Source organism: Curtobacterium sp. SP.BCp (assembly GCF_051903255.1).
Taxonomy (GTDB): Bacteria; Actinomycetota; Actinomycetes; order Actinomycetales; family Microbacteriaceae; genus Curtobacterium.
The window spans coordinates 2,971,264-2,995,779 of sequence record NZ_CP194338.1 but is presented as its reverse complement, the minus strand read 5'-3'; the positions used below and the strand labels follow the sequence as shown (position 1 = coordinate 2,995,779).

Sequence of the window (24,516 nt, the reverse complement as noted above, 5' to 3'; positions counted from 1 at the left end):
GCGGACCGTGACCTGATCGTTACAGGATGCTCGCCCGAGGTAAGAGGAGTCTCAACGAACGGGGTGCACGAGCTCCGTCAGGGCGTCGAGCCGCTCGGCCGCGATGTCCTCGAACGACCGTTCCTCGCTCGGCGCGATCCACTGCTGGAACGTGAGGTGGAAGACCGTGACGGCCGTCTCGGCGGCGATCGTCGCGGCGGGCTCACCCACGCCGCGGTGGCGGAGGAGGGCACCCAGGTGGATCTTCAGGGTCGCGAGCTTGGCGAGCTCCCGCTCCTGCAGGGCCGGGTTCGCCTCGATGATCGCCTGGCGGGCGCGGGAGAACGGCCGCTTCTCGTGGTCGAAGAACGAACCGGCGGCGGTGATCGCGAGGCGGACCAGCTCGAACGGCGCGGTGCCGTCCGGGGACTGCTCGATCGGGTCCGCGAACATCGCGAGGAAGTCGTCCTGCCCGGCGAACAGCACCTCGCGCTTGTCGGCGAAGTGCCGGAAGAAGGTGCGCTCGGTGACCTCGGCCGCCCCGGCGATCTCGGCCACGGTCGTGGCGTCGTAGCCCTGCTCGGCGAAGAGCTGCATCGCCGTCGACTGCAGTCGCTCGCGTGTACCGGGTTGCCATCGGACCATGTCGGCAGTCTACTGATGACAGCGACTGACATCGAGTGCTACCGTGATGTCAGTTCGTGACATCAGCGCCACGGACACCGTGAAGGGAAACGCACATGCACGTGTTCGTCACCGGGGCCTCCGGATGGATCGGCTCCCACACCGTCGACGAGCTGCTCGCCGCTGGACACACCGTCACCGGACTCGCCCGCTCGGACGCCTCCGCCGCCGCGCTCGAGGGGAAGGGTGCCGCGGTGCTCCGCGGGGACCTCGACGACCTCGACGCCCTGCACCGCGGCGCCGCCGACGCCGAGGGGGTCCTCCACCTCGCCAACAAGCACGACTGGGCGGACCCGGTCGCGACGAACGCCGCCGAGCGTGCTGCCGTCGAGACCCTCGCCGCCGCGCTCGTCGGCACCGACCGGCCGCTCGTCGTGGCCTCCGGGGTCGCGGGCCTCGCACAGGGTCGTCCGGCGACCGAGTCGGACGACAACCCGTTCGTCGGCCCGGACAGCATGCGCGGCGGGAGCGAGAACCGGGGATTCGACTTCGTCGACCAGGGCGTCCGAGCGATCGCCGCCCGCTTCAGCCCGACCACGCACGGCACCGGCGACCACGGGTTCATCGCGGCGATCGTCGCTGCGGCCCAGCGCACGGGGGTGTCCGGCTACGTCGGGGACGGCACGAACCGGTGGGCCGCCGTGCACGTCACGGACGCGGCCCGGCTCGTCCGGCTCGGACTCGAGCAGGCCCCGGCGGGGACGCGGCTGCACGCCGTCACGGAGTCCGGCATCCCGACGCGGGACATCGCCGAGGCGATCGGGGCGGGCCTCGGCCTGCCGGTCACGTCGGTCGACCCGGCGGACGCCGAGGAGCACTTCGGCTTCATCGGCCGCTTCTTCGCGATGGAGATGTCGGCGACCTCGGACGCGACGCGCGAACTGCTCGGGTGGGAGCCGACGGGCGTCGGCCTGCTCGACGACATCGCGGGCGGGGCGTACTTCCCGGTCCGGGGCGCGTAGCGCCGCGCGCCCGGCGGACCACCCGCCGGACGGGAGGCACGGTGCGGGCCCGCACCGCGCCTCCCGTCCGGTGCCGGGTCGCGTCCACGGCGCGCCGTGCGTGCTCCTGCCGCTCGCGCCTGCCGCGTGCCGAGCGGGTTCGACAATGCGAGCGTCGATCGACGCGTGTGTCGTCGCAACATGCACGCGCATCCGATGCGGTCGCAACGAACGACGAAACGCGTGTCGATCGACGCGTGTTTCGTCGCGGACGATGAGCGCAGGAGCCCCCGCGCTCCCGGCGCCTACTCGGCCTTCTGCATCTGCCAGGGCTCGGGCTCGCGGTCGCCGTTCGGCCGCACGGGCCGGACGTCGCCGACGATCGGGATCGCGCGCTTCCGCATGAACCACAGGTACCGCACGAAGAAGTGCGACAGCGTCGACAGCCGGTTGCCGTTGCCGAGCAGCGAGGCGATGTGCACCGCGACCCACGCCGCCCACGCCACGGGGCCGACCATCGTGATCCCGCCGCGGAGCTGGGCGACCGCAGCGTTCGTGCCGATCGTGGCCATCGTGCCCTTGTCGAAGTACTTGAAGTGCTCGGTCGGCTTGCCCTCGAGCAGGCGCTTGATCTGCTTCGCGACGTGCTTGCCGCCCTGGAGCGCCGGCTGGGCGAGCTGGGCGAGCGCGTCGTCCTGGGCGGCGATGTCACCGGCGGAGAAGACCCGGTCGACACCCTTGACGCGGAGGTCGTCGTCCACCTGGATCCGGCCGCCGTGGGTCTGTGGCATGCCCCAGCCCGAGACCTCCTTGTGCGCCGCGACGCCGGTGGCCCAGATGACCTGCGAGGCCGGGATGAACTCGCCCTCGGCGGTGACGACGCCGTCCGGACGGACCTCGGCGACGCCCGTGTTGAGCCGCAGCACGACCCCGCGCTTCCGGAGGATCTTCGCCGCGTACCGACGCAGGCGCGGCGCGAACGGCTTGAGGAGCTCGCCGCTGCGGTGCACGAGCGTGATCGAGATGTTGCCGCGCTCGATCTCGGGGTAGGCGCCGACGAGCGCCTGGTCACGGAGCTCGGCGAGCGCACCGGCCATCTCGACGCCGGTCGCACCACCGCCGACGATCACGATCTTGATCTCGTCCGGGCCCTGGTTCGCGGCGGCTTCCTCGAGCCGGGTGAACAGCTCGTCGCGGATGCGGAGCGCCTGGGACCGGGAGTACATCGAGTAGGCGTACTCGTACGCGCCGGGTGTGCCGAAGTAGCTCGTGTTCACGCCGTTGGCGAGGATCAGCCAGTCGTAGTGCAGGTGCTCGCCGTCGGACATCTCGGCGATCCGCTCGACCGGGTCGATGCCGGTGAGCAGGCCGTGCCGGAACTCGGCGTTCGACTGCTTCGCCCGGAGGCTGCGGAGGAAGTACGTCACGTCACCGGCGTTCAGCCCTCCGGTCGCCACCTGGTACATGAGGGGCTGGAACATGTTGTAGACGTGGCGGTCGACGAGCGTGACCCGGACGTCGGCGTCCGCGAGCTCCCGCATGGCCGCGATGCCGGCGAAGCCTCCACCGACGATGACGACGTGTGGGCGGGTGTCCTGCGGCATGAGCTCCCTGGTTTCCTCGGACGGCGGATGGTCGCCTCCGAGGGTACGCGCGCTCAGGGCCTACCGATGACCGGGGCGCTCACCGCCGACCCGACCTGGAGGCCCGCCCCGGCTCCGTCAGCCGTCTCGCCGCGTGTAGGTGTTCAGCACGTTCCCCTTGCTCGTCACGGTGCTGTCGAGCAGCGTCAGGCGCGTGGGCGGGTCCGTGGGCTCGAAGAGCCGCCGGCCGGGACCGGCGATCGCCGGGTGGATCATGAGCTGGAGCTCGTCGAGCAGCCCGGCGAAGAGCAGGTGCCGGACGACCGAGATGCTGCCCGTGACCGCGATGTCGCCGCCGTCCTGCTGCTTGAGGTCGCGGACGAAGGCGTCGAGGTCGCCCGTGATGCGCGTGCTGTTCTCCCACGCGAGGTCGTCGCCGAGCGTGGTCGACGCGACGTACTTCGGCATCGGGTTGATCCACTGGCCGAAGGGGTCGTCGGCGTGCGCCGGCCACCACTCCGCCCACTCGAGGTAGCTGTTCCGGCCGAGGAGGACCGTGTCGGTGCGGGACATGAACGCCGTCATGCCCGCGCCGAGCTCGTCGTCGAAGCTGTCGTGCTGGAACTTGTAGGGCTCGTCGACCACGCCGTCGACCGAGGTGAAGAGACCCGAGGTGACCTTCCGCATGCTCGGAGGATAGCGGCGTGCCTGGTCAGCTACCAGACCCGGAGTCGGTGCCGCCCTGGGTGCCGCTGTCACCCTGGGTTCCGCTGTCGCCCTGGGTGCCGCCGGGCTGCTGCCCGGTGCCGCCGCCGTACCCCGGGAAGCCGTTCGTCCCACGGCCGGGGAACTGCGACGTGCCCTGGGACTGCGTCCCGCCGATCGCGTGCCCGATCGCGAAGCCGACGCCGCCGCCGACGAGGAGCGCAGCCACCCCGACCGCCGCCGCGATGACCGGCCAGAACCACGGCGGACGTGGCTTGGTGCGCCCCTGGCTCGGGGCGTTGCCGTACCAGGGAGTCGGTGTCTGCCGCGCGGTGTCCCACTCGGCGGCGTACGGGTCCGTGCCGGGTGTGCGGGTGTCCGTCGCCGTCTGACCGGCGGTCGGCGCGGCGTCCCACCCGCTCGGAGCGGCGGCGGGCGCGGCGCCCCAGCCGTCCGGGGCGGACGGGTACCGGCGGGGCTCGGTCGAGGTGTTCGTGGGCGTGGTGTCGTTCATGGTGACGAGTGCACACCGCTCGGCTATCAACCGGTGATGACGACGCTGACGCTGCACTGTGGACCCGGGCGTAGCGTCGGAGCCGTGCGCGCGAAGGTCGAGACGGTGTCGGTCGACGGGCTGCCCGTGCGGCTCCGGACGCTGGCGCCAACCGGTCGCCTCCACGACGCCCTGGTCCCGACGGTGCTGCTCGTGCACGGCATCGGCATGTCGCACCGCTCGTTCGCCCGCTCGCAGCAGGCGCTGGCGAGGACGCACCGGACGGTCGCCGTCGACCTCCCGGGCTTCGGCGGGCTGCCACCGGCCGGTCGACGGCTCGACGCCGAGGAGCTGGCCGACCTCGTGGTGCGCGCGGCACGGTCCCGCGGCGCCGGGGAACTCGTCGTGGTCGGGCAGTCGATGGGCACGCAGGTCGCCGTGGAGGCGGGGCTCCGCCACCCGGGTGCGGTGTCGTCGGTCGTCCTCGTCGGGCCCGTCGTGGACGATCGTCGACGGACGCTGTTCCACCAGGCCGTGGGCCTCGGTCGGGACTCGTTCGCCGAAGGGCCGCGGATGAACGCCGTCGTCCTCACCGACTACCTGCGCAGCGTCCGACAGTACGTCCGGGAGCTCGGTCCGATGCTCCGCTACCCGCTGCTCGAGCGGGTCACCGGCCTCGACGTCCCGGTGCTCGTCGTCCGCGGCGACCGGGACCCGATCGCCCGCCACGCCTGGGCCGCCCGGGTCGCCTCCAACGCCCGCCGCGGCGCGTTCGTCGAACTCCCCGGCGCGCACCACGTGCAGGAGCACCGCCCGGTCGCGTTCGCCGACCTGGTCGCCGAGTTCCGGCGCGTCGAGACCCTGGAGCGTCTCGGATGACCGACCCGACCGCCTCGATGACGCAGGCCGACCCGGACGGGCGATCCGTGCCTCCCGTCGGGCTGCTCACGCGCGCCGTGTGGGCCGTCCGCGACTGGCTCTACGCCGCGCGCTGGCAGGTGCGGAGCCTCGGGCCGACCACGGCGGACGACTACCTCGACGGCTTCCGGCCGCCCGTCGTCGTGATCCCGGGCGTCTACGAGACGTGGCACTTCATGCGACCGCTGATGGACGCGCTGCACGACCGTGGCCACCCCGTGCACGTGTTGCCCGTCCTCCGGCACAACGTCCGCCCCGTGCCCGCCTCGGCGGAGGAGGTCGTCGCGTACCTCGAGGAGCACGACCTGCGCGAGGTGCTGCTCGTCGCGCACAGCAAGGGCGGCCTCATCGGCAAGTACGCGATGGCGTCGCTCGACCCGCACCACCGGATCGACCGGATGGTGGCGGTCTCCACGCCGTTCGGCGGCTCGTCGCTCGCGAGGCTGGCCCCCGTCGCGCACCTCCGGGTGTTCCGCGCCGCGGACCCGGTGCTCGCGGCGATGGGGCGGGAGCTCGCGGTGAACGCCCGGATCACCTCGGTCTACGGGGTGTTCGACACGCTCATCCCGGAGGGGTCGGAGCTCGCCGGGGCGACGAACGTGCGGCTGCCGGTCGGCGGGCACTTCCGGATCCTCGGCGATCCCCGCACCCGGGAGGCCGTGCTCGCCGCCACCGACTGAGGCGCGGCCGGCCGGCCGAGCTCGACCGGGCTCGGCGGGGCCGAGTCTCGGCTCCGCGGACACCTTCGCGGCGCGACGACCACCGAACTGTCCGCCCAGCCGAGTCTCGGCTCCCGCGCCCGCCTGGGCCCACCCGCGCCCGCGGTCCGCTCATGCGCCGGGCAGGAAGAGGCAGAACGGGTGCCCGTCCGGGTCGAGCAGCACGCGGACGTCGTCCTGCGGCTGGAACGCTGCCTCGCGGGCGCCCAGTTCCACGGCCCGGGCGACGGCACCGGGCAAGTCCTCCACCTGGAAGTCGACGTGGAGCTGCATGTTCTGCGCGCCGGCCTCGCTCGGCCAGACCGGGGCGACGTACTCCGGGTCGTACTGCACCGACAGTCCAGCGCCGTCGACCGGCCGGACACGCGCCCACGTCGGGTCGTCCTCGTGCACCGTCCACCCCGTGAGCGCCCCGTAGAAGCGCGCCAGTCGGATCGGCTCGGGGGACTGCACCACCGTGGCCACGAGGGTCGGCATCGTCGCGTCGTCGCTCGTCATGCGGCGGAGCGTACGCGCGTCCTGCCGGGCGTCAGCGCGGGGTGACGCTCGCGCGCTCGACGATCCGGTGCGGCACCACGAACGTCTCCGGCGGCGCCGTCCGGTCGTCGATCCGCCGGGCGAGCAGCCGCAGCGCTGCACCCGCGAGGGTCTTCCGGTCGAACGCCACCGTCGTGAGCGCGGGGATCGCGAACGCCGCCGCCGCGATGTCGTCGAACCCCATCACGCTGACCTGCTCCGGCACCCGGACCCCGCGGGCGGCGAGCACGTGCAGCACGCCGAACGCGATCGAGTCGGTGAACGCGAACACCGCGTCGGGCAGGTCGTTCCGGTCCAGCCACGCACCGAACTCGCGGGCTGCGGTCGCCGTCGACCAGTCGTCGAGCGGCACCCGGAGCCCTGCGTCGACGGGGATGCCCGCCGCGGTCAGCGCATCGCCGTGTCCGCGTTCGCGGAGCTCGCTCGTCGCGGTCGCCCGGACGGCGGCCGCCGCACCGACGATCGCGATCCGCCGGTGACCGGCGCCGAGGAGGAACGCCGTCGCCTCCTCCGCCGCGGCCCGGCTGTCGACGTGCACCTGGTCGACGTGCTCCGGCTCGACCTCGCCGATCACGACGGTCGGCGGGAGTCCCTCGGTCGAGGCCAGCACGCTCGCGCTCAGCGTCACCGGGTTGAGCACGAGCCCGTCGACGAGGTGCGCGCGGGCGCGGGACACGAGGTCCTGCTCGCGTTCGGGGTCGTTGCCCGTCTGGTCGAGCTGCACGACCCAGCCGTGGTCGCGGGCGAGCTCGACGAACCACTCGGTGAGTTCCGCGGCGTAGGGGTTCCGCATCTCCGGCAGGGTGAGCGCGATGACGCCCGACCGGCCGTTCCGCAGCCCGCGGGCCGACAGGTTCGGCACGTACCCGAGCTCGGCGACCGCCTGTTCGACGCGTGCCCGGGTCTCCGGGCGCACGGGGACGCCGCCGTTGACGACGTTGGATACGGTCTTCGGTGACACCCCGGCGAGGGCGGCCACCTCCCGCACGGTCGCGCGCATCGTCCGAGCGTACCGCCCGGGTCGGCCGTGCACGGGCTGGCCGCGCCAGTGCTGGCCGCGCTACGGCCGCCGCTCGTACCGGTGGACGTGCGTGCGGTACGGCACCCGGACGACGTCGTGCCCAGCCGTGTCCGGGTGGGTGTCGAGGAGCTCCTCGACCGCTCGACGCAGGTCGGCGCGCTCGGCGTCCGGCAGCACGATGACGTAGCTGCGCGACAGGACCATGTCGAGGAACGCCGACCGGTCCTGCTCGTGCACCCACGCGAACACGCGGTGCTCCCGCTCCCCGAAGGGCCCGTCGAGCACCGACTCGTCGTCGTACGACATCCGCTGGGCCTCGGGCCGCGTGATGACGTCGCCGAGCCGCTGCGCCCAGTCCGAGGACTCGTCGCGCACGTTCCAGACGAGGCCGAGGACGCCGCCGGGCCGGAGGACCCGTGCAGCCTCGGTGATGCCGGCGGCCGGGTCGACCCAGTGCCAGGACTGCGCGAAGGTCAGCGCGTCCGCGGACGCGTCCGGCAGCGGCACCACCTCACCGGTGCCGTCCAGCGCGCGGACATCCGGCAGCAGCGTCGCGAGCCGCGCCCGCATCGCCGGGTGCGGTTCGACCGCGACCACCTCGGCGCCGCGGCCGAGCAGCGTCCGGGTGAACTTGCCGGTCCCCGCACCGACGTCGACGAGTCGCCGCGCCGCGCGGGGGACCAACCAGTCGGCCACCTCGGCCGGGTACCCCGGTCGCCCGTGCTCGTAGGCCTCGACCGCGCTGCCGAAGGAGCGCGCGTGCTGCTCGAAGGTCATGTCCCCACCCTGGCACGCAGCTGGTACGGACCGCCGCGAGCAGGGCAGCGCTGCGCAGCGATGGACCGTTACAACGATGGAAACAGGTGGCAACACGTTGCCGAACGGTTGCTCGCGGCGGGAGGGTCGCCTGCAGGAATCCAACGGAGGGGGCCACCGAGTGACGAAGCTCGACGTCCGCGCGCCGGACCGCGCGCACACCGAACCACGTGCTGATCGACGAGGTTCGCCGCCACGGCGGCCTGACGGACGACGGACGGCGTGGCAGCGGATCCGGCGGGACCGGGTGCTGTTGCTCATGGGGCTGCCCGGGGTGGCGCTGCTCCTCGCGTTCCACTACCTACCCCTGCTCGGCAACGCGATCGCGTTCCAGGAGTACCTGCCGTTCGTCCCGCTCGGACGGAGCCCGTGGGTCGGGTGGGACAACTTCTCGGTGGTGTTCGACGGCGACCCGGAGTTCCTCGGCGCCCTCCGGAACACCCTCGTGATCACGCTCGTGCAGGTGGTCTTCGTGTTCCCCGCGCCGATCGTGCTCGCCCTCATGCTCAACTCGTTGCTGTCCGATCGGATCAAGCAGGTCGTGCAGTCGATCCTCTACCTGCCGCACTTCCTCTCCTGGGTGATCGTCGTCGCGGTCTTCCAGCAGATCCTGGGCGGTTCGGGGCTCGTGAACAACGCGATCCGTGCGGCCGGCGGCGATGCCATCGACTTCCTCGGGAACCCGGACGGGTTCATCGCGCTCCTCACGAGCCAGGTGATCTGGAAGGACACCGGATGGGCGACCATCCTCTTCCTCGCCGTGCTGAGTCAGATCGACACCAGCCTGTACGAGGCGGCGAAGATGGACGGTGCTTCGCGGTGGCGGCAGTTGTGGCACGTCACCCTGCCGGGCATGCGCGGCATCATCGTGCTGCTCCTGATCCTCCGGCTCGGCGACTCGCTCACGGTCGGCTTCGAGCAGATTCTCCTGCAGCAGGCCGCCGTCGGCCGAGCCGCCAGCGAGGTGCTCGACACGTACGTCTACAACAACGGCGTGCTGGGCGGCCAGTGGGGCGTCGCCGCCGCGGTCGGACTCGTGAAGGGCGTCGTCGGCGTCCTGCTCGTGCTCGGCGCCAACAAGCTCGCCCACGTCTTCGGCGAAGCGGGCGTCTACCAGAAGGACCAGAAGTGACCGCGACCCACACCGTGACCGTGCCCCGCCGGACGAAGCGCAAGCGAGGCGGACCCGACCAGACACCGCTCCCCGGACGACTGCTCACCGGCGCGGTGCTGCTGGTGATCTGCCTCGCGGTGATCCTGCCGTTCGTCGGCATCGTCTCGACGAGCCTCGCGCCGACCAGCCAGGTGAACGAGGCCGGTGGGTTCGTGATGTGGCCACGCGGGCTCGACCTCGGTGCGTACCGGAGCATCTTCGCCGGCGGTGTGGTCACCCGCGCGATGGTCGTCAGCATCGGCATCACGCTCGTCGGGACCCTCATCAGCCTGTTCGTCAGCGCCATGCTCGCGTACGCCCTCAGCCGGCCGGGTTCGTACGGCTCGGGCTTCGTGCTGTCCCTGGTGCTCGTGAGCCTGCTCTTCGCGCCAGGACTCATCCCCAACTACCTCGTCGTGAAGCAGTTCGGCCTGCTCGACTCGTACTGGGCACTGATCCTCCCGACGGCACTCAGCGCGTTCAACGTCATCGTCATGCGCTCGTTCTTCATGGCGATCCCGAAGGAGCTCATCGAGTCGGCGCGGATCGACGGTGCCGGCGACTTCGCGGTGTTCTGGCGGATCGTGCTCCCGCTGTCCAAGGCGGTCCTCGCCGTGATCGGCCTCTTCTACGCGGTCGGCTACTGGAACGCGTTCTTCAACGCGCTGCTCTACATCAACGACACCGCGAAGTGGCCGCTGCAGCTCGTGCTGCGCACCTACGTCATCAACAACGCGCAACTCGGCGGATCCGACCTCGGGACCTCCTCGGACGCGCTGCCCCCACAGGCCTCGATCCAGATGGCGATCCTCGTCGTCTCGATCGTGCCGATCCTCGTCGTCTACCCGTTCCTCCAGCGACACTTCGCCAAGGGTGTCCTGACCGGCGCGGTGAAGGGCTGAACCATGACCACGAACATCACCCGCCGCGCCCTCATCGGGGGCGGACTCGGGATCGCGGCCACGAGCCTCCTGGCCGGGTGCAGCACCGTGACCCGTTCCACTGACGTGAAGGCGATCAACAAGGCCGTCGCGCTGCCCGACTACGTGCCGTGGCAGGGCGGACCTGCGCCCGTCCTGCCGAAGACGAGCGCGCTCATGCCGAGCGCGTTCCGGTCGATCCCCGACCGGCTGGTACCCACGCGGGGCAGACCCGGCGACGGGTCGATCGTCCGCGGCAGCGTGCCGACGAACTCCCCGGTGCCGCCGTCGAAGGGGAACAACCCGTACTGGCAGGGTCTCGACGAGCACATGGGGGTCGACCTGCGGCTGACGATCACACCGAACGCGGACTTCCCCAACAAGTTCGCCACGCAGGTCGCCGGCGACACCCTGGGCGACGTCTTCACCATCAACCAGGGCTTCTCCTACCTGCCCCAGTTCCTCGAGGCGAAGGCGGCGGACCTCAGCCCACACCTCTCCGGTGCCGGGGTCCGCGACTACCCGTACCTGGCGAATCTGCCGACTGCGTCGTGGCGCGGGACGGTCTTCTCCGGAGGGATCTACGGTGTGCCGGTGCCCCGCGGTCCGTTGACCTCCCAGGTCCTCCACCTGCGCCAGGACCGCTTCGACCGGCTCGGTGTCGACCCGGGGTTCGGCAGTCTCGACGAGTTCCTCCAGCTCTGCCGCAGGGTGTCCGACCCGCACGCGAACCGGTGGGCGCTGGCCTCGGTCCCGACGAGCATCCTCGCTCCGATGCTCGGCGTCCCGAACCAGTGGCGGGAGGACGGCGGATCCCTGACGCACATGTACGAGACCGAGGAGTACCGGGAACTGCTCGACGTGTCACGTCGACTCATCGCCGAGGACCTGGTGCACCCGGACAGCATCACCGCCTACAACGGCAAGGTGTGGCTCGTGCAGGGGTCCGCGCTCATGCTGTCCGACACGTACAGCGCGATCCCGGGCATCCTCGGGCAGGCGACGCCCGGCAGCGGGTTCGAGCTCGGTCTCGCACCGTTCGTCGGGCCCGGCGGGGCGAAGCCGAAGCCCTGGCTCGGCGACCCGAACAACACGATCGCAGCCGTCGCCGCCGGGGACGATCGCCGCGTGCGGATGCTCCTCGATGTGCTGGACTGGTGCGCTTCACCGTTCGGCACGGAGGCCTGGACGTACCGGAAGTTCGGCATCGAGGGACGCGACTTCGAGTACCGCGACGGCGCCCCCGTGCTCACGACGGTCGGCAACAGCGAGACGGCCCTCGGCGAGTTCCCGTTGCAGTACTTCACGGAGTGCCCGCTGCCGCTCTACTACGCCGGGCGACCCGGGATGACCGACACCGTGTACCGGTCCCTTGCGTCGTGGTTGGACGACGGCCTGCCCAACCCCACCTACGGCCTGTACTCGCCGACCAACTCGACGAAGGGACCGACCGTGGGTACGTTCGCGACCAACGCGATCAACGACGTCCTGCTCGGCAGGGCGCCGGTGGCGTCCTGGAGGGACACCGTTCGGGAATGGCGGCGTCGCGGGGGCGACGCCGTCCGTCGTGAGTTCGAGGAGGCGCTCGAGGCACGCGCGTCCTGACGGACGACGTGACGGACGGGAGGAACGGTGCGGGCCCGCCCCGAGCCTCCAGACCGTCACCGGGTCACGCCCACTGCGTCAGTCCGCGTGCCGGGCGCTCCATGCGCGGAACGGCGCGGCCGGGTCGTCGACGCGGCCCTGCTCGGCACGCAGCGTGCGCTCCTCGACGGGCTTGGCGTACTCGCCGTAGAAGCTGCCGAGGCTCATCAGGCGGTTGCCGTCCTCGTAGTGCTCGCCCTCCTGTTCCCGTGTCGCGGCGTACACGACCCGGTCGGGCTGCGCGTAGTAGAGCGCACCGAGGCACATCGGGCACGGGTACGCCGTCACGAAGACGTCGTACCCGCCGAGGTCCGTGATGCCCTGTTCGGCGGCAGCACGGATCGCGCGGATCTCGGCGTGCGCCGTCGGGTCGCCGGTCTGGGCGACGTGGTTGACGGCCTCGACGACGACCTCGCCGTCGCGGACGATCAGGCAGGCGAAGGGCTTGCCCCCGTCGGCGACGTTGTCGAGGGCGCGGGAGACCGCCAGTGCCGTGAAGTCGGTCGGTGTGGTGGGTTCGTCGTGGGGCATCGGCCCACCGTCCTCCCGGCGGCTGCCCGGGCGGTGGGTGGCGTCGTACCCCGGGGCGTCGGGCGGGTCGCAGTCGGCGGCGGTTCACTGGCCGGCATGACCGACCGGCCTTTCACCCCCGCGCTCGCCACGTTCTTCCGCGGGCTCGCCGAGCACAACGAGAAGTCTTGGTTCGAGGACCACCGGGAGGAATGGGAGCGGCACGTCGAGGCACCGATGGAGGCCCTGCTCGACGAGGCCGAGCGACGTTACGGACCCGGACGGGTGCTCCGGCAGCACCGGGACCTCCGCTTCACGCCGGACAAGCGGCCCTACCGGGAGGACACCGGGCTCACCGCGGGCGGGGTCTACCTCAGCGCCGGTGCCGACGGCATCCAGGCGGGTGGCGGGCTGTACGCCCCGTCGCGCGCGCAGCTCGACGCCGCCCGCACCGCGATCGACGAGCACCCCCAGGCCGCTGCGGCGCTGCAGCGGGTGCTGGACGACCTCACCGACGCCGGGTTCGAGCTCGCCGGACCACCGCTGAAGACCGCACCGCGGGGGTACGACGCGGACCACCCGCGCATCGACCTGCTCCGGATGCAGCACTACGCCGCACTCCGGCACCTGCCGTTGACCAGCCCGCTGTCCGACGTCGTCGATGCATGGGAGCGGGTGCAGCCCCTCGTGCGGTGGACCGTGAAGTGGGCGCGGGCCGAGGACCCCGACGCCGCCGACGACCCGGCGCCGCCCGTGCCGGGAGCACGGTCGATCGACGAGCGGGCCTGAGCGGCTGCGGGTTCCGGCGCTGGTCGTGCGGTCTCGCCCGGTGTGCGCAGCGTCAGCCGCGGAGCCAGCCGGCCTCCGCGAAGGTCGTCTGCAACTCGGCGAACAGCCGTGCCCCGTGGAACCCGTCGACCGCCGCGTGGTGCACCTGCACCGCGATCGGCATCATCGTCCGGCCCTCGACGTACCGGTAGCGCCCGATCGTGAACACCGGGAGCAGGTGGTCGAAGCCCTCCTTCACGTGCAGCGCGAACCCGGTGAACGACGTCCCGGGCAGCGTCGACACGTCGAACACGTTCCGGGGGCGGTCGGGCTGCGGGAACATCCGGTGGTCGTCCCGGTAGCGCTCCATCGTCGACACGGCCGCCGCGTGGAACCGTGCCGGGTCCTCGTCGAACGGGACGAACAGCACCGAGAACGTCTCCGTGTCCGAGTGGAACACCGTGAACATCGGGTGCACCACGTCCCACACCGCCGGCGAGCCGTCCTCCTGGAGCTGCATCCGGAACTCCTCGTGGCGGTTCACAACGGACGCGATCGCCCACAGCTGTGAGGCGTAGGTGCGACGGTCGGTACGCCTGACCGTCTCGGCGAAGTCGGTGACGTCGAGCTCGACGGTCATCTCCCACGTGCACGGCACCCGGTCTCGATAGTGCTCGAAGTGTTCGCGGCGTGGCCAGGTGGCGAGGTCGACGGGGCGGAGCGCGGTCATGAGAGCCAGTGTGGCCCCGATCCCTAGGGTGGAGCCATGCCGACACTGCAGCGCGTCCCCGCCCTCGTCGCCTCCGGTCAGTTGGCGATCCCGGTCGCCGAGGCGCTCGTCGCACTGCCCGCCGACGTCCTCGGTCGGGTCCAGGCCGCGTCGATCGACCCCGACCTGGCGGACACGGCGGCGTTCTCCGAGGCGTACGGCTTCCCGGTGGAGGGCGGCGCGAACTGCATCGTCGTCGCGGGCAGGCGCGGCGAGGACGTCCGGTACGCCGCGTGCATCGTGCTCGCCCACACCCGCCTGGACGTGAACCGCGTCGTCAAGAAGCTCCTCGACGTCCGCAAGGCGAGCTTCGCCCCGAAGGACGAGGCCGTCGCGCTGACCGGCATGGAGTACGGCGGCATCACCCCGATCGGCCTCCCGTCGTCGTGGCCGGTGTACGCGGACGCACGGGTGCAGGACGCTCCCGAGGTCGTCATCGGCGCCGGGCTCCGTGGCGCGAAGCTGTTCCTGCCGGGCGCGGTGCTCGCGGGGTTGCCGCACGTGCAGGTCGTCGAGGGACTCGCGACTCCAACGCCCGACGCATGACGGTCCGGTTGCCGATCGTCGTCGACGACCACGTGTCGCTCGTCCTCGCCGACGACTCCGTGGCCGAGGCGTACCGCGACCTCGTGCTGGCCGACCTCGACCACCTCCGGCCGTGGGAGGAACTCGCCCGGCCGGACCTCACCACCGAGGACGTCCTCGCCTACCTCACCCCGGGACTCACCGGCTGGGCCGAGGGCACCGGGGTCTCGACGGCGATCGTGCTCGACGGGCAGGTCGTCGGCGCACTCGCCGCACGCATCACCCCGGCGACGGCGAAGGCCGAGATCGGCTACTGGCTGGCGTCGAGCGCCGGTGGGCGGGGCGTGATGACCCGCGCGGTCGAGGCCCTCCTCGACGCGCTGTTCGACGAAGGGGTGTTCCGCGTCGAACTCCGGACCGCCGCCGACAACCTGCCGAGCCGCGCGGTCGCGGAGCGGCTCGGGTTCACCCTCGAGGGCACGCTGCGGCAGGCGTACCCGATCGAGGGCGTGCGGCACGACCTGTGCGTGTACGCCCGGCTCGCGACCGACCCGGTCCGGTGAGGCGCGCTGCGGCCGGGTCGGAGCGCCCGGTCGGTGCGCCCGCTCAGTCGTTCGGTCGGATGAGGCAGAACGGGTGCCCGGCCGGGTCGAGGTACACGCGGAACGTCTCGGTCCCGGATCCCGTCGCCGTCGCGCCGATCGCCAGCACCGCGGTCTCCCCGGCGTCGAGGTCGTCGACCTTCACGTCGAGGTGGCTCTGCTGCGGGACGTCCTGCCCAGGCCACTCCGGCGCGCGGTAGTCGGCGACCTGCTGGAACGCGAGGATCGGCCGGAGGTCGGTGAAGGGGAGCGCGATCTCCGCCCAGTCCTCGTCGGAGGCGACGATCTCGCCGCCGAGGAGTTCCACGTAGAAGCGCGCGAGTGCGCGGGGGTCCGGGCAGTCCAGGACGACGACGTCGAGTGTGCCGATCATGGCCGACACGCTAGCCCCGTCAGCGCGCGGCAGCCAGGGCCTTCGTGATCCGCTGCAACGACACCGTCTCGGCGGTCCCGAGCTCCTGCGCGAACAGGCTCAACCGGAACTCCTCGAGCATCCAGCGGGCGTGGACGAGCTCGGGGTGCGCGCCGACCTCCGGCGGGAAGGTCCCACCGGCGTCGGTGTAGCGGTCGGTGGCGACGGTGACCTCGCGCATCCAGGCCGCGTCGCGCCCGGGGTTCTGCAGGAGCTTCTGCACGCGCGCTTCGACCCCCTGCAGGTACACGCGGATCCGTCGGAGCCGGTCGAGCCCGGCGACTGCAACGAACCCGGGGAACACGAGCCGCTCCATCTGCTGCCGCAGGTCCGTCAGCGCCCCGAGCAGCGACATGGAGTTCGCCTGCTTGATCGCCCGCTCGGCGTTGCGGTGCGCGGTGAGGACGGCCGCGACCTCGGACACCGCGGTGAACATCGTGTCGACGACGGTGGAGGACACGGCGTCGCGGACCCGCTCGAACGCGGCCTGCTCGAACACGAGACCGTCCGGGTGTGCAGCGCGGATGCCGGCGTCGACGACCGCGGCGAGGACGTCGTCGAAGAGTGCCTGCGTCGAGGAGTACGGCGAGGCGGCGAGGGCGAGCTTCTCCTGCGCGGTGAGGTGCTGCTGGATGTACGACACCGGCGAGGGCACCGCGAGCATGACGAGTCGACGGACACCCGCGGGCATCGCGACCGCACGGTCGCGTTCGGTGGCGAGCAGCCGCACCGCGACCGTCGCCTTCGGACCGGAGCCCTCCTCGACCAGCGCCGGGTAGGCGCGGATCACCCCGCCGGACTGCTTCGTGTCGAGGACGCGAGGGAGGTCACCGGCGGGCCACGCGGTGAGACCCGACCGCTCGAGGTCGGTACCGGCCCGCGCGACGCGAGCAGCGCCTCCAGGCCGGTTCGCCTTCGCCGTGGCGGAGGCGACGCTCTGCTGGGTCCGGTCCTTCAGCTTCGTCTGCAGGGCCGCGAGGTCCTTGCCGGCCTCGACCTTCCGGCCACGCTCGTCGACCACGGCCCAGGTGGGGAGCAGGTGCGGCGGCACGCGGGTCAGGTCGAAGTCCGACTCCGACACCGGCACGTACGTCATGCGCTGGATGGTCCGGGCCAGCGTCGACCGGAACGACTCGGTCGGCTCCGTCGGCGCGTCGTCGGGGAGCTCGGCGACGATCTTCTCCGCCCAGTCCGCCGCGGGCACGATGTTCTTGCGGATCTGCTTCGGCAGCGACTTGATCAGCGCCGTGACGAGCTCCTTGCGCAGGCCCCGCACCTGCCAGTCGAACCCCTCCTCGCGCATCCGGGGGAGCAGCGCGAGGGGCACCTGGACGCTCACACCGTCGTCCTGCGCGCCCGGCTCGAAGCGGTACTTGATCGCGAGACGCTGGTCGCCCGACCGCCACTGGGTCGGGTACTCCTGTTGGTCCTGCGCGGCTTCCGCCGCGTCCTCGGCCAGGAGGTCCGACCTGCGCATCGTGAGCAGGTCCGGTTGGTCGCGCCTCGCCTTCCGCCACCATCCCTCGAAATCGCGGGTGGTCGCGACGTCTGCGGGGATGCGGGCGTCGTAGAAGTCGACGATCTTCTCGTCGTCGAAGAGGATGTCCCGTCGGCGCGTGCGCTCCTCGAGCTGCTCGAGCTCCTTGCGGAGACGGCGGTTCTCGCGGTCGAAGGCCTGCTGCGAGTCCCACTCGCCCTCGACGAGGGCGTGCCGGATGAACAGCTCACGGGAGTGCTCGGGGTCGACGCGCTTGTACTGCACGCGCCGCCGCTGGACGACGGGGACGCCGAACAGGGTCACGCGCTCGTAGGCGACGACGGCGCCCTGCTTCTTCTCCCAGTGCGGCTCACCGTAGGTGCGCTTGAGGAGGTCACCGGCGAGCGGTTCCACCCACGCGGGGTCGATCTTGCCGACCGTGCGGGCGAAGAGCCGGCTGGTCTCGACGAGCTCGGCGGCCATCACCGCGTCGGGCTGCTTCTTCGCGAGGACGCTGCCCGGGAACACCACGAACCGGGTGTTCCGTGACCCGAGGTAGTCGCGCTTCTCCCGGTCGCGGAGACCGATCTGGCTGAGGAGCCCGGCGAGCAGCGACCGGTGCACGGCGTCGCCGTCCTCGCTGCGGGACTGCCCGACGCGGACGTCGACCTGCTTCGCCGCGCGCGAGAGCTGCCGGTACAGGTCCTGCCACTCGCGGATGCGCAGGTAGTTCAGGAACTCGGCCTTGCACAGTCGCCGGAACGCGCTCGACGACAGCTCGTCCTGCTTGTCCTCGATGTGGTTCCAGAGGTTGAGGAGGGTGAGGAAGTCACTCGTCGGGTCGGCGAACCGGGCGTGCAGCTGGTCGGCGTGGGCGCGCTTCTCGAGCGGGCGTTCGCGTGGGTCCTGGATGCTCAGGGCGCTGACGATCGCGATGACCTCGCGGCCGACGCCCTGTCGCCCGGCTTCGAGCACCATCCGGCCGAGCCTCGGGTCGATCGGCAGCCGCGTCAGCTGTCGACCGGCCTTCGTGATCCGCCCGTCACCGTCCACGGCCCGCAGCTCGCGCAGCAGGTCGAGACCGTCCTTCACCCCTCGGGAGTCCGGCGGCTGCAGGAAGGGGAACGACTCGATGTCGCCGAAGCCGAGCGAGATCATCTGCAGGATGACCGCCGCGAGGTTCGTGCGGAGGATCTCGGGATCGGTGAACTCGGCCCGACGCTCGAAGTCCTGCTCGGAGTACAGCCGGACGGCGATGCCCGCGCTCGTGCGACCGGCACGACCCGAGCGCTGGTTCGCGCTCGCCTGGCTGATCGCCTCGATCGGGAGACGCTGGACCTTGGCGCGCGGCGAGTACCGGGAGATGCGGGCCGTCCCGGTGTCGACGACGTACTTGATGCCGGGCACCGTGAGGCTCGTCTCCGCCACGTTCGTCGCGAGGACGACCCGGCGGCGGACGCCCGGCGTGCTGCGTCGCTCGAAGACCCGGTGCTGGTCGGCGGCGGACAGGCGCCCGTAGAGGGGGAGGACCTCGGTGCCCGGGTACCGCTTGCCCTCGATGGCCTCTTGCGCGTCGCGGATCTCGTTCTCGCCGGAGAGGAACACGAGGACGTCGCCCGGGTCTTCGCGGGCGAGTTCGTCGAGCGCGTCGGTGATGCCCTGGAGGACGTCACGGTCGTCCGGGGTGCGGCCGTTGCCGTTCCCCTGGTCGTCGGTCCGCGGGTCGTCCTCGTCGTCGTCGCTGTCGGCGCCGTCGCCGTCGTCCGCGACGAGCGGGCGGTAGCGGACCTCGACCGGGTACGTCCGGCCGGAAACCTCGATGATCGGGGCGCCACCGAAGTGCTGCGAGAACGACTCGGGGTCGATCGTCGCGCTCGTGATGATGACCTTGAGGTCCGGCCGGCGGGGGAGGAGCCGCTTGAGGTAGCCGAGCAGGAAGTCGATCGTCAGGGACCGCTCGTGCGCCTCGTCGATGATGATCGTGTCGTAGCGCTTCAGGTCACGGTCGAAGTGGATCTCGTTGAGGAGGATCCCGTCCGTCATCAGCTTGATCTTCGTGTTCGCGGACACCTTGTCGGTGAAGCGGACCTGGTACCCGACGAGGTCGCCGAGCTCGCCGCCCAGCTCCTCGGACACCCGCTCGGCGATCGTGCGGGCTGCGATCCGGCGGGGCTGGGTGTGCCCGATCGACTCGCGGCCGAGTTCGAGGCAGATCTTCGGCAGCTGGGTGGTCTTGCCGGAGCCCGTCGCACCGGCGACGATCACGACCTGGTGGTCGCGGATCGCGGCAGCGATGTCGTCCCGCCGCTGCGAGACGGGCAGCTCGGGCGGGTACGTGATGACGGGCGTGGCAGACATGAGCATTCCAGGATACCTGTGCGGCGTCCCGCCGTGGTGTTCGCGCGTCATCCAGCGAGCTGCGCCACGAGCTCGTCGAGTGCCCGTGCCGGCAGTGCGCACACCCGGTCGTGGCACACGTACGCCGCCGGGGCGAGCGCGGCGCGCGACTCGAACAGCCCGAAGCCCGCGGCCGCCCACTCGTCGGCCTGTGCCGGGGTCACGGCCGCGATCGTCGTCCCGGGACGTCGCGCGCCGAACGCCGCTGACCGCATCGGGTCGGCCAGGTCGGCGGTCACGACGACGACCTCGCGCGACGGTCGCCCGAGCGCCAGCGCGAGCCCGAGCGCATCGGCGTACCCGAGCGGTCGTTCCGTTCCGGACCGGGCACGATCGGCGACGAGCCGCTCGGCCGCGTCGCGGTACGAGCGCTCACCTGTCAGCGCTGCGAGCGTCGCCGCCGCCGAGGCGAGGCCGACCGTCCCCGACCGCAGCGCCGTCTGCGGCTGTTCGCCGGTCGCCGTCCCCGCCGAGTCGAGGACCGGGTCGACACCGAAGCGACCGGCGAGGCCGTCGTCGACGAGGACCCGTGCGGCGGAGGCGTAGGACACCTCGCCCGTGACGAGCGCGAGTTCGAGCAGCCCCTCGGCGAGCAGGCCGACGTCCTCGATCGTCGCCGGAGCGCTCGACGTGCCACGCGGCGAACTCGACCGGACCGCCACGTGCCCGTCACGCACGTGCGCTGCGAGCACCGCGTCCGCCGCGCCCCTGGCGAGCGAGGTCATCTCGTCGTCGCTGTACCGCGCTCCGGCGATGGCGAGCCCTCGGATCGCGAGGCCGTTCCAGCCCGTCAGCACCTGGTCGTCGAGGGGCGGCGGATCGAGCGTCGCGCGCTCGGCCAGCGGACGGCGGTACCACTCGCCCTCGACCCGGCGCCCGTCGATCGTCGACTCGCTGTCCTGCGCCGCGACGAACGCACCGTCCGGTCGCCGCAGGGTGTCGCGGAGGAACGCGGCGATGCCCCGTGCCTGCGCGGACTCGGCCACCGCCAGCAGTCCCGCGTTGTCGTAGAGCATCCGCTCGTAGTGCGGGACGCTCCAGTCACGCTGCGTCGCGTACCGGAAGACCCCGCCGTCGGCATCGGTGAGCTCGGAGCCGGCGATCGCCCCCAGCGTGCGGCCGAGCAGCCCGCGGGCATCCGCACCGTCGGCCGGGTCGCCCGCCGCGAGGTCGCCGAGCAGTTCGAGGAGTGGCGCACCGGGGAACTTCGGTGCGCCCCCGAAACCTCCGTACGTGGTGTCCTCCGCCTGCCGCAGCTGGTCGAGGACCGCATGGGTCGTGTCCACCGACGGGAGGCGCGGCTCGTCCCCGTCGCGTCCGTCGCCGGACACGACGGTCGCGTCCGCCTCGGCGCCCTGTCGGATCGCCGCAGCGATCGCCGCCGCGTTCGCGTCCACCTCGCCCCGACGCTCACGCCAGGCGTCCAGCACCGCGCCGAGGACCTGCCGGAACGACGGCACCTGCTGCACCGGCTCCGGCGGGAAGTACGTCCCCGCGAAGAACACGTGCGCGTCGGGCGTCGTGAAGACGGTGAGGGGCCAGCCGAGCTGTCCGGTGAAGGCGCTCGCCGCGGCCATCATGCTCGCGTCGACGTCCGGGCGTTCCTCGCGGTCGACCTTGATGGCCACGAAGTCCTGCCGCAGGAGGTCGGCCACCCCTGGGTCCGAGAAGCTCTCGCGCGCCATGACGTGGCACCAGTGGCAGGTCGCGTACCCGATCGACACGAGGACGGGGACATCTCGATCGCGAGCCTCGGCGAAGGCCTCCGGGCCCCACTCGCGCCAGTCCACCGGGTTCTCCGCGTGCTGGCGGAGGTAGGGGCTGACGGCCGAGCCGAGGCGGTTGTCGTTCATGCGTCCAGCCTGCCCCGATCGCCCTGAACTCCGGCAGCGCGTCGGCCGGGCTGTGGACCGATCCGCTCAGTCCACAGCGGGCGGTGTGGGGAGCCACCCCGTGAGCAACGCGAGCCGACGTGCCACGTCCTCCGGCGTCAGCTCGTCCGTGTCCAACCGCGTGACGTCGCCCCGGACAGCCGTGTCGAGCCTCCCGGCCGTCCTCGTGCTGTGTGCCAGCTGCGCCTCGGGGAGGCGACCACCCGACCGACGCCGCAGGCGGTCGGCGACCGCTGCGTCGCCTGCGCGCAGCAGCACCGCGGTGACCAGGGGGTCATCGCCCATCGCGGTGGCCAGGGTCTCGTGCTCGAGGACCGAGACGGTGTTCGTGTAGACCAGCCGATGGTGCCCGAGCTCGCGGTACCGCGCCCAGATCGTCGCGAGGTTCCGTTCCGCCAGGTGCGCCTCCGGGTGCTCGACGTGCGGCGCCGGGTGCGCCAGGTCGAGCGCGTCGCCCTCTATGACGACGTGCCGCACATCGTCGGCGACCAGCAGGTCGTGCAACGCCTCGGCGGCAGTCGACTTGCCGACGCCGGAGCGGCCACCGATGAACAGCACCTCCGAGCGGGGCACGGGTCAGCCCCGGCCGAGCATGAGGAGGGCGAGTGCGGCGTCCTCCGGGCCGTAGTCGAACATCCGCTCCCAGAACGGGTCGTCCGCCCACGGCACGTCGCCGTCCGCCGGGACCCGGTGCGCGGTGTCGACGAGCCAGTCGAGCTCGGGGACGACCGCCTGCTCGTACCGCGGTGGGGTCCAGCCGAGGGCCCGCGCGGCTGCGGTGTCGAGGACGAACGGGCTCGACGACGACCACGGTGTCACGCCCACGAAGGCGGGCGCGTCCTCGTCGAGCAGCACCTCGTCGAACACGTGGTCGAGGTGGCTCGCGACGGTCCGCACGATCTCGAGGACCGACGGGGCGGTCTCGTCCGCGACGTTCAGGATGCGGCGGTCCGGCCGGTCCGCGACGAGTGCCACGAGGCTCGCGATCCCGGAGGCGGCGGTGGTGTGGTCGACCCCGCGGCCGTGGTCCGCCAGCAGGATCCGCTCTCGTCCGTCGAGTACCCGGCGGACGACGAACCACTCCCGTGGACGCCCGATGTGCGGGCCGTACACCTTCGACGGACGCAGCACCGTGACCGGGGCACCGTGGTCGAGCAGGACCTGTTCGGCGGCGACCTTCGCAGCGCCGTAGCCGTCGCGGCTCGTCGGGTCGGCGTCGTTCGGCACGACCGTGGGCTGCAGCTCGGTCACCGGGCCGCCGAACACCGGACGCTCGACGGAGTTGCCGTGCCGTCCCTGCTCGTCGACGTACACCGCCTTCGAGGACACGAACACGGTGGACCCCGCGTCGTCGAGGAACGGCCGGAGCCGCAGCGCGTCGTCGCGCGTCCGCCCGACGGTGTCGACGACGAGGTCGGCGCCGGGTCGCAGCAGCGACCGGAGCAGCGCGGTGTCGCGGGCGTCGCCGACGGTCGACGTCGCCCCGTCGGCGGTCAACGCGTCCGCCACGGGACCGCCTCGGCGGGAGACCACCTCGACCTGCCAGTCGTCGTCGGCGTCGAGGAGGTGTCGGGCGACCGCGGAGCCGATGCCGCCGGTGCCGCCGAGGATGACCGCGCGTCTCGTGCTCATGCTGCAACGGTAGTGCGGCCGGGAGGCGCGGGGCGCGTCGGTCGCGCGGCGCACGTCTCGCAGGTGGCAGGGCGTGCGCTCGCGCGACGCGTGCCGTGCGGGTCGGGAGTCTGGTCAGGACGCGATGGATTCCGGCTCGCGCCGCCACCAGTCCGCGAGCGAGCCGTCGTAGACCTGCACCCGGTCGTGGCCGAGGACCGTCAACGCCAGCGCATCGACGCACGCCGCCGTCCCGACGCCGCAATAGGTGACGATCTCCTCGGACTCGATGACCTCCGCGAAGGCGGCCTCGAGCGCGCGTCCCTTCAGGTAGGCGTTGGTGTCGGGGTCGACGAGGGTGCCGACCGGGATCGCCGTGCTGCCCGGGATCACCGGGGCGTGCTCCGCACCGAGGGCGTCGTCGTCCGCCGCGAGCACGAGCGCCGCAGGCTCGACGCCGGTGGTCGCGCGCCGCACCCGGTCGTGGTCGACCCACAGCGGACGCTCCTCGCCCGCCAGAAAGACGTCCGATGCGGGAGCCTGCGCCGAACGGGCGAGGGAACCGATGCGCACCGGACGTCCTTCGTCGCGCCACTTCGTGAAGCCACCGTCGAGCACGGCCACGGAGTCGAAGCCGAACGACCGGAAGATCCACCACAGGCGAGCCGACCACTGCCCGACCCCGTCGTCGTAGACCACGACCGTCGACGTGTTCGTGACGCCGAGGCGGCCCGCGGCGGACTCGAACCGTTCGGCGCTCGGCCGCGTGAACGGGACGTCGCCGTCCGGCGCGGAGAAGTCGTCGAGCAGGTCGGCGTAGCGGGCGCCGGGCACGTGCCCACGGTCGGCGTAGGCGTCCTCCGCGGATCGCCAGGTGGTCTCGAGTCCGGTCCCCGACGTCTGCACGGAGGCATCGAGCACCACGAGCTCGTCAGCACCGAGGTGGTCTGCGAGCCACTGCGTCGACACGAGCGGCGAGGTCAGGACGGGGGCCATGCCGCCCACCGTAACGAGCACCCCTGACGCCTGCGAGGGGAACCGCAACACTGCGCAACTGCGGGCCGTTCCGTACCGCGCGATTCGGCTCTCGGGCGGTGCGGGCGGGGCGCGGCGCGGCGCGCTGGCGGGGCCGGGCGCGGCGCGCTGGCGTGTTCGGGCGCGGCGCGCGGGCGTGGGCGGGCGTGGCGCGCTGGCGTGGGTGCGGCCGTGGTCGGCCGCTGTCGAACGACACCGCCGCGGTCGTCCGACAGCGGCGGTGTCGCAGTCCCGCGTGCGCAACTTCCGTCGCGTGCAACGAACGACCGGACCGTCGTCGTCCGACAGCGGTCCGGTCGTTCCGCAGCGGCACCGAGCCCCCCCCCACCCACGCGCCCAGCCACCCACGAGCGCGGCGCCCCCACGCGACGCGCGGACGACCCGCCCGGCACCGAGCCGAGCGGG

24 protein-coding genes are annotated in these 24,516 nt (G+C 72.1%); 9 read left to right on the top strand and 15 right to left on the bottom strand.

Annotated elements, in window-relative coordinates:
• Positions 1-51: 51 nt before the first annotated feature.
• Positions 52-624 carry a TetR/AcrR family transcriptional regulator gene (locus ACRQ4C_RS14225; RefSeq protein WP_439689116.1) on the bottom strand — a complete coding sequence of 191 codons (573 nt, stop codon included), beginning with the start codon at positions 622-624 and terminating at the stop codon, positions 52-54.
• 95 nt (positions 625-719) lie between these two features.
• On the opposite strand from ACRQ4C_RS14225, the gene ACRQ4C_RS14220 reads away from it, so the two are divergent.
• Complete coding sequence (locus tag ACRQ4C_RS14220; RefSeq protein WP_439689115.1) at positions 720-1,625, top strand: SDR family oxidoreductase; 906 nt, start codon at positions 720-722, stop codon at positions 1,623-1,625.
• Positions 1,626-1,909: 284 nt separating this feature from the next.
• On the opposite strand, the gene ACRQ4C_RS14215 is transcribed toward ACRQ4C_RS14220, so the two are convergent.
• The 3 genes from ACRQ4C_RS14215 to ACRQ4C_RS14205 form a co-directional block, all read right to left on the bottom strand.
• Positions 1,910-3,208: an NAD(P)/FAD-dependent oxidoreductase gene (locus ACRQ4C_RS14215; RefSeq protein WP_290134020.1), complete on the bottom strand. Its 1,299-nt coding sequence runs from the start codon at positions 3,206-3,208 to the stop codon at positions 1,910-1,912.
• Between the two features lie 117 nt (positions 3,209-3,325).
• Complete coding sequence (locus tag ACRQ4C_RS14210; protein ID WP_439689114.1) at positions 3,326-3,874, bottom strand: dihydrofolate reductase family protein; 549 nt, start codon at positions 3,872-3,874, stop codon at positions 3,326-3,328.
• A 25-nt stretch (positions 3,875-3,899) separates the two neighbouring features.
• On the bottom strand, positions 3,900-4,406 hold the full coding sequence (locus ACRQ4C_RS14205; protein ID WP_439689113.1) for a hypothetical protein: 507 nt from the start codon (positions 4,404-4,406) through the stop codon (positions 3,900-3,902).
• Positions 4,407-4,490: 84 nt separating this feature from the next.
• On the opposite strand from ACRQ4C_RS14205, the gene ACRQ4C_RS14200 reads away from it, so the two are divergent.
• Entirely contained in the window at positions 4,491-5,264 is a 774-nt protein-coding gene (locus ACRQ4C_RS14200; protein ID WP_439689112.1) for an alpha/beta fold hydrolase, read from the top strand.
• Complete coding sequence (locus ACRQ4C_RS14195; RefSeq protein ID WP_439689111.1) at positions 5,261-5,983, top strand: esterase/lipase family protein; 723 nt, start codon at positions 5,261-5,263, stop codon at positions 5,981-5,983. Before ACRQ4C_RS14200 ends, ACRQ4C_RS14195 begins: the two co-directional genes overlap by 4 nt.
• Before the next feature lie 150 nt (positions 5,984-6,133).
• On the opposite strand, the gene ACRQ4C_RS14190 is transcribed toward ACRQ4C_RS14195, so the two are convergent.
• The 3 genes from ACRQ4C_RS14190 to ACRQ4C_RS14180 are packed head-to-tail and all read right to left on the bottom strand — an operon-like array spanning position 6,134 to position 8,357.
• Positions 6,134-6,520 (bottom strand): VOC family protein, encoded by a 387-nt coding sequence (locus ACRQ4C_RS14190; RefSeq protein WP_290134027.1) that lies wholly within the window; start codon positions 6,518-6,520, stop codon positions 6,134-6,136.
• A 31-nt stretch (positions 6,521-6,551) separates the two neighbouring features.
• A complete protein-coding gene (locus tag ACRQ4C_RS14185; RefSeq protein WP_290134028.1) occupies positions 6,552-7,559 on the bottom strand; it encodes a LacI family DNA-binding transcriptional regulator in 1,008 nt (335 codons plus the stop codon).
• A gap of 60 nt (positions 7,560-7,619) precedes the next feature.
• Positions 7,620-8,357 carry a class I SAM-dependent methyltransferase gene (locus tag ACRQ4C_RS14180; RefSeq protein WP_439689110.1) on the bottom strand — a complete coding sequence of 246 codons (738 nt, stop codon included), beginning with the start codon at positions 8,355-8,357 and terminating at the stop codon, positions 7,620-7,622.
• A gap of 160 nt (positions 8,358-8,517) precedes the next feature.
• Between ACRQ4C_RS14180 and ACRQ4C_RS14175 the strand changes: the two genes are divergently transcribed.
• The 3 genes from ACRQ4C_RS14175 to ACRQ4C_RS14165 are packed head-to-tail and all read left to right on the top strand — an operon-like array spanning position 8,518 to position 12,074.
• Positions 8,518-9,528, top strand: a complete 1,011-nt coding sequence (locus ACRQ4C_RS14175) for an ABC transporter permease (RefSeq protein ID WP_439689109.1) — start codon at positions 8,518-8,520, stop codon at positions 9,526-9,528.
• Positions 9,525-10,451, top strand: coding sequence for a carbohydrate ABC transporter permease (locus ACRQ4C_RS14170; RefSeq protein WP_439689108.1), 927 nt, complete (start codon positions 9,525-9,527; stop codon positions 10,449-10,451). The genes ACRQ4C_RS14175 and ACRQ4C_RS14170 overlap by 4 nt, the downstream gene beginning before the upstream one ends.
• A 3-nt stretch (positions 10,452-10,454) precedes the next feature.
• A complete protein-coding gene (locus ACRQ4C_RS14165) occupies positions 10,455-12,074 on the top strand; it encodes a hypothetical protein (protein ID WP_439689107.1) in 1,620 nt (539 codons plus the stop codon).
• A 78-nt stretch (positions 12,075-12,152) separates the two neighbouring features.
• Here the strand turns inward: ACRQ4C_RS14165 and ACRQ4C_RS14160 are convergent, their stop codons facing one another.
• Positions 12,153-12,644, bottom strand: coding sequence for a nucleoside deaminase (locus ACRQ4C_RS14160; protein ID WP_439689106.1), 492 nt, complete (start codon positions 12,642-12,644; stop codon positions 12,153-12,155).
• Positions 12,645-12,740: 96 nt separating this feature from the next.
• Here ACRQ4C_RS14160 and ACRQ4C_RS14155 point away from each other — a divergent pair, with 96 nt between their 5' ends.
• Positions 12,741-13,412 (top strand): TIGR02453 family protein, encoded by a 672-nt coding sequence (locus ACRQ4C_RS14155; protein WP_439689105.1) that lies wholly within the window; start codon positions 12,741-12,743, stop codon positions 13,410-13,412.
• 52 nt (positions 13,413-13,464) lie between these two features.
• Here the strand turns inward: ACRQ4C_RS14155 and ACRQ4C_RS14150 are convergent, their stop codons facing one another.
• On the bottom strand, positions 13,465-14,121 hold the full coding sequence (locus ACRQ4C_RS14150; protein ID WP_439689104.1) for a CatA-like O-acetyltransferase: 657 nt from the start codon (positions 14,119-14,121) through the stop codon (positions 13,465-13,467).
• Between the two features lie 36 nt (positions 14,122-14,157).
• On the opposite strand from ACRQ4C_RS14150, the gene ACRQ4C_RS14145 reads away from it, so the two are divergent.
• A complete protein-coding gene (locus tag ACRQ4C_RS14145) occupies positions 14,158-14,706 on the top strand; it encodes a YbaK/EbsC family protein (RefSeq protein ID WP_439689103.1) in 549 nt (182 codons plus the stop codon).
• A complete protein-coding gene (locus tag ACRQ4C_RS14140) occupies positions 14,703-15,248 on the top strand; it encodes a GNAT family N-acetyltransferase (protein WP_439689102.1) in 546 nt (181 codons plus the stop codon). The genes ACRQ4C_RS14145 and ACRQ4C_RS14140 overlap by 4 nt, the downstream gene beginning before the upstream one ends.
• Positions 15,249-15,291: 43 nt before the next feature.
• Here the strand turns inward: ACRQ4C_RS14140 and ACRQ4C_RS14135 are convergent, their stop codons facing one another.
• The 6 genes from ACRQ4C_RS14135 to ACRQ4C_RS14110 all read right to left on the bottom strand — a co-directional run bounded on the left by ACRQ4C_RS14135 (position 15,292) and on the right by ACRQ4C_RS14110 (position 24,072).
• The gene (locus ACRQ4C_RS14135; RefSeq protein WP_439689101.1) at positions 15,292-15,660 is read right to left on the bottom strand and encodes a VOC family protein; all 369 of its coding nucleotides are present in this window, start codon (positions 15,658-15,660) and stop codon (positions 15,292-15,294) included.
• Between the two features lie 19 nt (positions 15,661-15,679).
• On the bottom strand, positions 15,680-19,534 hold the full coding sequence (hrpA, locus tag ACRQ4C_RS14130; protein ID WP_439689100.1) for an ATP-dependent RNA helicase HrpA: 3,855 nt from the start codon (positions 19,532-19,534) through the stop codon (positions 15,680-15,682).
• 47 nt (positions 19,535-19,581) lie between these two features.
• A complete protein-coding gene (locus tag ACRQ4C_RS14125; protein ID WP_439689099.1) occupies positions 19,582-21,426 on the bottom strand; it encodes a thioredoxin domain-containing protein in 1,845 nt (614 codons plus the stop codon).
• Positions 21,427-21,492: 66 nt separating this feature from the next.
• The gene (locus ACRQ4C_RS14120; protein WP_439689098.1) at positions 21,493-22,038 is read right to left on the bottom strand and encodes an ATPase; all 546 of its coding nucleotides are present in this window, start codon (positions 22,036-22,038) and stop codon (positions 21,493-21,495) included.
• Between the two features lie 3 nt (positions 22,039-22,041).
• Positions 22,042-23,097 carry an NAD-dependent epimerase/dehydratase family protein gene (locus ACRQ4C_RS14115; protein ID WP_439689097.1) on the bottom strand — a complete coding sequence of 352 codons (1,056 nt, stop codon included), beginning with the start codon at positions 23,095-23,097 and terminating at the stop codon, positions 22,042-22,044.
• Between the two features lie 114 nt (positions 23,098-23,211).
• Positions 23,212-24,072: a sulfurtransferase gene (locus ACRQ4C_RS14110; protein WP_439689096.1), complete on the bottom strand. Its 861-nt coding sequence runs from the start codon at positions 24,070-24,072 to the stop codon at positions 23,212-23,214.
• Between the last annotated feature and the right edge of the window lie 444 nt (positions 24,073-24,516).